This window comes from Syntrophomonas sp. UBA1041 (genome assembly GCF_002316705.1).
In the GTDB taxonomy this organism is placed as follows: domain Bacteria; phylum Bacillota; class Syntrophomonadia; order Syntrophomonadales; family Syntrophomonadaceae; genus DTU019.
The window spans coordinates 1,991-10,394 of sequence record NZ_DCEA01000042.1 but is presented as its reverse complement, the minus strand read 5'-3'; the positions used below and the strand labels follow the sequence as shown (position 1 = coordinate 10,394).

The following is an 8,404-nucleotide window of genomic DNA, read 5'->3' as shown; positions in this document are numbered from 1 at the left end:
GCCACAAGACTCCAGAGTCCATACTGCACCATGGGATTAATTTTTCCCTTAAACGCAAACCTTATGGCGAGGATAATCAAAATCAGCACAGATGAAGATATAATTGTATCAATCATTTCTCTTACTCCTCAGCCCTTTTTAATATGGCATATAACTCTTCGATTTCTTCCTTTGATAAACTGTTTTTCTCAACCATTGTGTTAACCATCAGGCCCAAGCTTCCGGAATAGACTTTGTCGAGAAAGCTTTCAGTTTCTTCCAATGCCGTTTCGGCACGCTCCACTACAGGATAATATTGCTTTGCTTTAACCCCTTGCTCATATTTTACCGCCCCCTTGGATTCCATACGGCCGAGCATAGTAATAATAGTGTGCTTGCTCCAGCCTGTGGATTCTTTCAGAGCAGACGTAAGCTTGGTAATAGTTTGAGGAGCTGATTTCCATAGCACATTCATGATATTCCACTCACCATCAGATAAATTGATTCGTTTCATATTTATAACCATTCCTTTCGCTAACGCTCAGGCACAAAACGTGATGAAAGAATTCCTTTCAGATTTAATCCTCCTTTTAATAAAGGTTGACATCCGTTTACCTAATAATATTATTGTGGTATACATATGTCAACCTGTTCTTTAGAATTATCTGTTTTGTTTTTTTATCAATTTCTAAAAGTTTTCATTACGAACATCCATCTTTTGCGTATGATTCACTTTATAATCATGCCCTGCGGTAGGATTCATACGATAATCAATCCTTAGATTTTCTCCGTTTTCACTTTTCAGCTCAATTCGGTCTGTTGGCATATCCTTAGCATATTGTATTTGACGAGCTAACTCCCGTACTTTATTCGAATCACTTGATGAAATATTTTTGTAAAAATAAAGTAAGCCAAAATCGTAGAGGGCCTTTGTATTTTCAATTTCTTCCTTTTGAGTATTGTTGAGTAATTGTCATTAACAATTCCATATTAGTAATGCACACCCCCACCTTGGGCGAGGAACAGCAAATGGCTTTCATAAAGCAAAAACACGATATTTAAGGCATTGGGGGCTGAGTTTATCGCTCTTGTTTTCCAAAGCAGATAAAAGCAAAAACGGATAGCCATTTGACTATCCGCATCTGCTTTGGAAAACCCGTCGAGTCGCTCGGTTCGCTCTCCAGCGTTGCCCTATATCCTGCACGACGGTAAAAGTATTCATATTGTTGACAGGTTTATGTTGATCTATACGCCTTGCAGAGCGGGTGTGCATTTTATTTGTGCAAAGCTTTGGGGGCAGTACCCTTGAAATCGTTAAAAGATTGACCAGGGGTGTGCATTTGTATCATTTTATAGTAGGGTAGCCATGTGAATCCTCGTACATCTGTCAAGATGGCCGATAATTGGATATATAGAGGGCCTCTTCATTGTGAAGAGGCCCTGTTGTATTAAGGCGGTACTTCATTTCGTTTTCTGCTTGCTGCTGGTTCATAGCGTTCTCCTTGAATTTTTAACCGTAGTTATGTCTCCAAGGAAAGAATAAGTCAAGTAAATATATGAACCTAGGCTATACGATCAATGTGCTTTAGGAAATAAATGGCTGGATGTTTGATACTATTGTAACGGTGCGTTACAATAGTATCAAACATAGCTTTGGGGGATTATCTATGGACATTAAAGAAGAACTGTTTCGGGAGGATTATCTATTTACACGGGAAGATATTTTAAAGTCATTAGAGTTATTTGTTGAACACGAAAGATTAAATGAAGAACCCGCCTATTCAGGTGAAGTTGTAAAAAATAGGGTTAAACTTTGCGAAAAGTTTATTGCAGCAGTAAAGAAATCCAAACTTCCGGTCTTAACAGAACTTTGGTGGTACTATGAATATCAGTTCTTAGGAAACAGCATGGAACTGAATTTATGTCAGGCTGATGAGATCGAAGTTGAAAATGATGAAATCAGTGGCATGACCTCAACTGTGGAACACACGTTAATTACGGTCGAATGCGATTACCTAACAGTTGACCAATATTCGGCTATGCTTGGGGTGGAGCCTGTCACAGTAAGGCAATGGATACGGCGCGGGAAACTAAGGCATGCAAAAAAGAACGGACGTGACTGGTTGATTCCCGATACTGAAGATAAGCCCCGCCGTGGATTTACCAGTGTTCAGTATATTGTAGAAAATGAAGCACATATCGAAAGTAATGAATTTCCGCTGCTGTCGGTATGCGAATCAATATTTATTTTGCAAGATGAAGATAACAAAAACAAATTCATTTGTTATCTTAATAATTATAAAACTAAGTTCAATAGCAAGCTTGAACTGACAAGAAGCGAAGTTGAGCGGCTGGAACATGCAATCATTGAATCAGGCAAAGCAAGAGTTGAAGGGAGTATACAATATATCCCTTATTTGAGAGATCCGGAGGACTGAGTAAGGTATGCTCTCTATTACGTTTGCTTTCCAATCGAATAAGTTGTGCCAGGCAAATCTTATTCAAACAGGAGTGCTTGAAATGGCCGGGTAGTTCGAACCTGGATGAGAAACACACCAGGATATTGCGGCAGTTGGTGAATGTAAAACCGTGGGCCAACCAACGGGACAGACCCGCTATATACGGCAAGGAGGCGCAGCCTTATCATGAATAGAATACTTCTGGTAGAAGACGACCTAAATATATCCAAAAATTTATCTCATCTGCTTTCTTCGGAGGGCTATTCGGTCGTGCTTGCCGACACCCAAAAGGTGGCGCTAGCCAAGATAGAGAAGGAACATTTTGATCTACTGATACTTGATATCGCGCTTCCCGATGGCAACGGTTATATTGTATGTACCGCCGCCAAGCGAAGCAGTGATGTTCCGGTCATCTTTTTGACCGCTTCCAATGACGAACTCAGTGCCGTCACAGGGCTTGACCTGGGTGCTGATGATTACGTGGTCAAGCCGTTTCGCCCGATGGAGCTTCTGGCCCGAATTAAAAGCGTGCTCAGGAGAAGCGGAAAAGCGGAGTCCGTTTTTGAGATCGGAAACCTTAGGATCGATTTATTGCATGGCACGGTTTATAAAAACGGCACCGAGCTGTTTTTGTCGGCGTTGGAATATAGGCTGCTGCTGGTGTTCGCCAATAACCACGGCATTGTGCTGTCAAGGGACAAGCTGCTTGGCGAGATATGGGACATAGCCGGAGAGTTCGTCAACGATAACACATTGACAGTCTACATCAAAAGACTGCGCGAAAAAATCGAGGATAACCCGCAAAATCCGCAAATCATCAAAACCATACGGGGGCTCGGGTACAGGCTGGGAGAATCATGATGGCGTTTTTACGAAACCGGGAGATCAGGATTTTTGCATTGCTGATGGCGGCAATCTGCGTTATAGCCGTAATAACCGGTTTTGTAATCAGCTTTATAACCGGAGTCTTCACGACTATATTATGCGGCCTATTCTGTATGGCCTTTTTTGTTTTTACCAGAAAAAGATACCGGGACATCGCTTTTTTGGGCGAACAAATCGATATCGTCCTGCATGGGAAAGATGGATTTGATCTTAATATGTTCAATGAAGGCGAGCTGTCCATTCTGCAAAGCGAAATCCACAAAATGACGGTGCGGCTTAAAGAGCAGTCGGACATGTTAAAAAAAGAAAAAGTGTACTTATCCGATTCTATTGCGGATATCGCCCATCAACTCAAAACGCCGCTGACGTCTATCAATATGATCGTCTCATTTCTCGGCCATTCCGATCTGGAACCCCAGCATCGCTTGGAGCTTGTGGGTGAGATGAAAAGCCTCCTAGCGCGGATCGACTGGCTCATAACCACGCTGCTCAAAATATCCAAAATCGACGCGGGCACAGCTATCTTTCAAAAGGAGCCGGTATCCGTCCCCATCCTGCTACAAAAAGCCGCCGAGCCTTTTTTGATTCCTCTTGAACTCAGGAATATTGAGCTTCGTGTAAACGGAGACGGAGTCGCTCAGTTTACCGGCGATTTGCGGTGGACCTCGGAAGCCATCGGGAACATCCTTAAGAACTGCATGGAACATTGCGAAAATGGCGGATTGATCGAAATTGATTATACCCCAAACCCCCTTTTTACAGAAATCATAATCAAGGATAATGGCTCCGGAATCGACGCTGATGACTTGCCCCATATTTTTGAGCGGTTTTACCAGGGTAAAGACGCCAAAGACTCAAGCTTTGGGGTGGGGCTTGCCCTTGGCCGCATGATTCTGTCTCTGCAAAACGCTACCATCAAAGCGGCCAACCGCACTGACGGCGGAGCCTGCTTCACAATAAGGTTCTACCAACAGGTTGTGTAACCTAATGGACAGTTTTGCATAATGGAAAAATCCAACCTGTCATTCTGAGCGTTAGCGAAGAATCTCTAAGATTCTTCGGCGTTGCCTCAGGATGACAATTCTAAAATGCCGGTTATTTTTAAGAAAAAAACGAATTATGCAAAAACCTCAATAAGGTGACATTATTGTTATATAGAAGTCACCGAGGTGTCATCTGGCCCAGCTATACTAAGGATACAACCAAATGATGGGGGAATGAGGATGGAAATTCTTAAGGTCGACAACCTACATAAAACATATGGTCGAGATGAAAACCTCGTTAAAGCACTTGACGGGGTATCTTTTTCTGTGGAGAAAGGCGAGTTTGTTGTCATTATTGGGCCATCGGGCTCAGGAAAATCCACGCTCCTGCATATGCTGGGCGGGGTGGATACGCCCACATCCGGCCATGTTTATGTGGATGGTAAGGATGTTTACGCTCAAAATCCGGAACAGTTGGCCATATTCAGACGCCGGCAGGTGGGGCTGATTTATCAGTTCTACAACCTCATCCCGGTGCTTAATGTGGTGGAAAACATTACCCTTCCGGTATTGATGGACAACCGTCAGATCAACCAGGAGCGGCTGCAGGAATTATTGCAAACGCTTAACCTGACCGACCGTGCCGAACATCTCCCTAACCAGCTTTCCGGCGGCCAGCAGCAGCGGGTGTCCATAGGCAGGGCACTAATCAACGCGCCCGCCATCGTGCTTGCCGACGAACCGACCGGCAATCTTGACAGCAAAAACGGGCAGTACATCGTTGAACTGTTAAAGTTCAGCAACAAAAAATATCACCAGACATTGATCGTTATCACCCACGACGAAAACATCGCCCTACAGGCTGACCGTATCATCAGCATCGAGGATGGGAGAATCTCCAAAGACGAGGTGATCCGCAGATGAATGTCTTCAGCAAAATCACATTGAGCAGCTTGAAAAAGAACCGCACCAGGACCATTGTCACCATTATCGGGGTTATTTTATCGGTGGCTATGATAACTGCCGTCACAACACTCATTGCCTCGCTGCAGAGTTTTATGATCCGGAATGTAATTGCCACCGATGGGGACTGGCATGTTCAATTTATGGAAGCTGACTCCGCTTTGGTGCAAAGACTGTCTGCGGATAACGAAGTAGCAGCGGCTGCGGTCAGTCAGAATATCGGCTCTGCGGTGTTGGAAGGGGGGCAAAACGAAAATAAACCATATCTGTTTGTAGCCGGATTTGATGATAAGGCAATGGAGATGATACCGATACGGCTGCTCGACGGGCGGCTGCCGCAGAATGACCGCGAAATCGTTATCAACAGCCAAATAAACAACGCGGGAGTAAGATATAAAATCGGCGATACGCTGAATCTTACTCTGGGCCATCGGGTGCTGGCAGGCAAAAGGCTGGGGCAAAATAACCCGTTTGTCCTCGATGACCAGAACGGCGCTCCCCGCGAAAGCTTTGTGCCGGAAAGCCCAAAGGCCTATACCATCGTGGGGATATGTGAAAAGCCGAGGTTTGAGGACTATTCCGCGCCTGGCTATACCGTAATCACCAAGATGAACCTGGCGGAGCTGGGCGATGCCGACCGGGTAAATGTTTTTACCAAGCTCCGGTACCCGGCCAAGGTATATGAATTTGCCCAATCAGTCGGGGGCGGCTCCGGTTATACCTACAACAATGACTTATTGCGGTACATGGGCATCTCGAAAGATGAGACCTTCAACGCGGTCCTGTACCGCCTGGGCGGCATTTTCATCCTGCTGATTATGCTTGGCTCCATTTTGTTGATTCATAACTCGTTTTCCATTTCAGTCGCCGAGCGCACCCGCCAATTCGGGATCCTTTCCTCGGTGGGGGCAACCCCCAAGCAGCTGCGCAGGTCGGTTCTCTTGGAAGGCGCTTGGATTGGATTGATCGGCATCCCGTTGGGCATTATGGCCGGGATTGGCGGCATCGGGATTACGCTTTCGCTGATGAGCGATATATTTGCGAGTCTGTCTTACAGCGGTGTTCACATGAAGCTGTCACTTTCCCTGCCCTCGCTGGTGACGGCCGGCGTTGTGGGCATCATCACCATTCTGATCTCAGCCTATATTCCAGCCCGCAAGGCGGCCCGGCTATCGGCTATCGATGCTATCCGCCAGACAACCGATATTAAAATCAACGCCAAAAAGGTGAAAACATCAAGGCTGGTGCCAAAGCTCTTCGGTCTGGAGGGGACATTGGCCCTGAAAAACTTCAAAAGGAACAAGAAAGGATACCGGAGTACGGTGATCTCGCTGTTCGTCAGTGTCGTACTGTTTATATCGGCCAGCGCCTTTGGTATCTATCTCCAGGAAAGCGCGGAAACAACCATCAATGAATCCGGCTACGATATTCTTTTTAGGTCCACCCAGACCACAGATGAAGAGCTGCCGCTATATGAGAAACTGAGGAACGTGAGCGGCGTTTACGACAGCGGATTTTATAAAGCCCTTTATTATGAAGCGAGCCTGCCTAAGGGCCGATTAACGGAGAGATATTTGGAACATTATTACGGGGATTCGCTGCCGGCGGGTGATATGGTTCCCATCAATGTGGCGTTGTGTCTGGTTGATGACGGGACTTATGCGGCTTATGTAAAGGATCTCGGGCTTGACCCGCAGAAGTATGCCGGTGAAAACACCGACAACATGATTGCCATGACCAAGATAAATAAATACGATGATGAAAGCGGACGGTATGTGTCGTTCGATGTGCTCCAAGGCAGCTTGCCCCTGTCCCTGCAGCTCTCCGCTCCGGGTGAGCCATCAGGCGGGAGTCAGCCCGGCCCGGAGATTACCGTCACATATATAGCCGACCGGATGCCGGAAACTATTTCCGAATCCCGTGGTGCGGGCTTCTTGGTTTTTGCTCCCTATTCTATGAACAGCCGCTTTAGCGAAACTCGTGATGAACATCTGACATTTGCCTTTTTGTCGACCGACCCCGGTAAATCAGCGGAAGAAATGAATGCTATCCTAAAAGATGAAGGTATTTTTTCCGGATACAGCCTCTACAATATAGCTCAGATTCAGGAACAAAACCGTAATGTGATTATTTTGATCAATGTCTTTTCCTATGGCTTCATCCTGCTGATCTCGCTTATTGCCATTGCCAACGTATTCAACACGGTTTCCACCAATATCAACCTGCGCCGGCGCGAATTCGCCATTTTGAAATCGGTGGGCATGAGCTATAAAGGCTTTAATAAAATGATGAATTTTGAATGTGTTTTTTATGGGCTAAAGTCTCTGTTATATGGACTCCCGGTTGCGTTCATCATTACTTACTTGATCTATAGAAGTGTCATGACTGGCGCTGATGTTGTCTTTTTGGTGCCATGGATGAGTGTGGGTATCAGTGTTTTCAGCGTATTCCTGGTGGTGTTTGTCACCATGATGTATTCCGTCAGCAAGGTCAAAAAAGAAAACACCGCCGATGCACTAAAGAATGAGGCATTATGATTCAATGCCGAAATAAATACTGCTATCGAAAAATAAAAGTATAATCCAACCTGGCTTTTCTATGGCTTTATCGGCGGGATCGTGATCTGTGCTTTCCAGCTTTGCCTGTCGCTGGTGATCCGCAGTTTTGCCGTACCGGTGGGGATCGCGTTGATCGGCGGCATATTAGGGCTGGTGGCGATGGCCAAGGGGTATGGGGTATGGGGTATGGTTCCCAGCTATTGCGTGCATTTCCGCCTTCAGTATATTTCTGAACATAGAAATATACTGAAATCTGTAGTATAATAAAAAAAACTATTTGGGGGTTACCATGCTGGATTATATGACTGTGAAGGAAGCGGGAGAAAAATGGGGCATCGGAAGCCGGATGGTAACGCTTTACTGTGCAGATGGGCGGATTAAAGGGACGGAGAAAATCGGCAATATGTGGCTGCTCCCTAAGGATGCAGAAAAGCCTAAAGATGGCAGGTATAAAAGGGGGCTAAAAAATGGGAAGTAGTATGAAAGAAATGCAAAATAACATTATAGGGTCCTTCCAATCGCTCTTTGGAAAGGAAGAACTGCTTGCGAAAGTAATCGAGTGCTTCCCCTATCCGAT

The 8,404-nt window shown here is 45.5% G+C and carries 7 protein-coding genes; 6 read left to right on the top strand and 1 reads right to left on the bottom strand.

The features are described 5' to 3' along the window. Positions 1 to 121 precede the first annotated feature (121 nt). Entirely contained in the window at positions 122 to 493 is a 372-nt protein-coding gene (locus B2633_RS06925) for a BlaI/MecI/CopY family transcriptional regulator (RefSeq protein ID WP_276620203.1), read from the bottom strand. A gap of 1,153 nt (positions 494 to 1,646) precedes the next feature. On the opposite strand from B2633_RS06925, the gene B2633_RS06920 reads away from it, so the two are divergent. The 6 genes from B2633_RS06920 (at position 1,647) to B2633_RS06895 (ending at position 8,091) form a co-directional block, all read left to right on the top strand. Continuing rightward, complete coding sequence (locus B2633_RS06920) at positions 1,647 to 2,417, top strand: helix-turn-helix domain-containing protein (protein ID WP_061212640.1); 771 nt, start codon at positions 1,647 to 1,649, stop codon at positions 2,415 to 2,417. 207 nt (positions 2,418 to 2,624) lie between these two features. Further along, the gene (locus B2633_RS06915) at positions 2,625 to 3,299 is read left to right on the top strand and encodes a response regulator transcription factor (protein ID WP_061212639.1); all 675 of its coding nucleotides are present in this window, start codon (positions 2,625 to 2,627) and stop codon (positions 3,297 to 3,299) included. Continuing rightward, a complete protein-coding gene (locus tag B2633_RS06910) occupies positions 3,299 to 4,306 on the top strand; it encodes a sensor histidine kinase (protein WP_483169889.1) in 1,008 nt (335 codons plus the stop codon). Before B2633_RS06915 ends, B2633_RS06910 begins: the two co-directional genes overlap by 1 nt. A gap of 240 nt (positions 4,307 to 4,546) precedes the next feature. After that, positions 4,547 to 5,230, top strand: coding sequence for an ABC transporter ATP-binding protein (locus tag B2633_RS06905; RefSeq protein ID WP_276620198.1), 684 nt, complete (start codon positions 4,547 to 4,549; stop codon positions 5,228 to 5,230). Beyond that, on the top strand, positions 5,227 to 7,806 hold the full coding sequence (locus B2633_RS06900; protein WP_483169888.1) for an ABC transporter permease: 2,580 nt from the start codon (positions 5,227 to 5,229) through the stop codon (positions 7,804 to 7,806). The genes B2633_RS06905 and B2633_RS06900 overlap by 4 nt, the downstream gene beginning before the upstream one ends. An 81-nt stretch (positions 7,807 to 7,887) precedes the next feature. Continuing rightward, positions 7,888 to 8,091 (top strand): hypothetical protein, encoded by a 204-nt coding sequence (locus tag B2633_RS06895; protein ID WP_483169887.1) that lies wholly within the window; start codon positions 7,888 to 7,890, stop codon positions 8,089 to 8,091. The last annotated feature ends 313 nt before the right edge of the window (positions 8,092 to 8,404 follow it).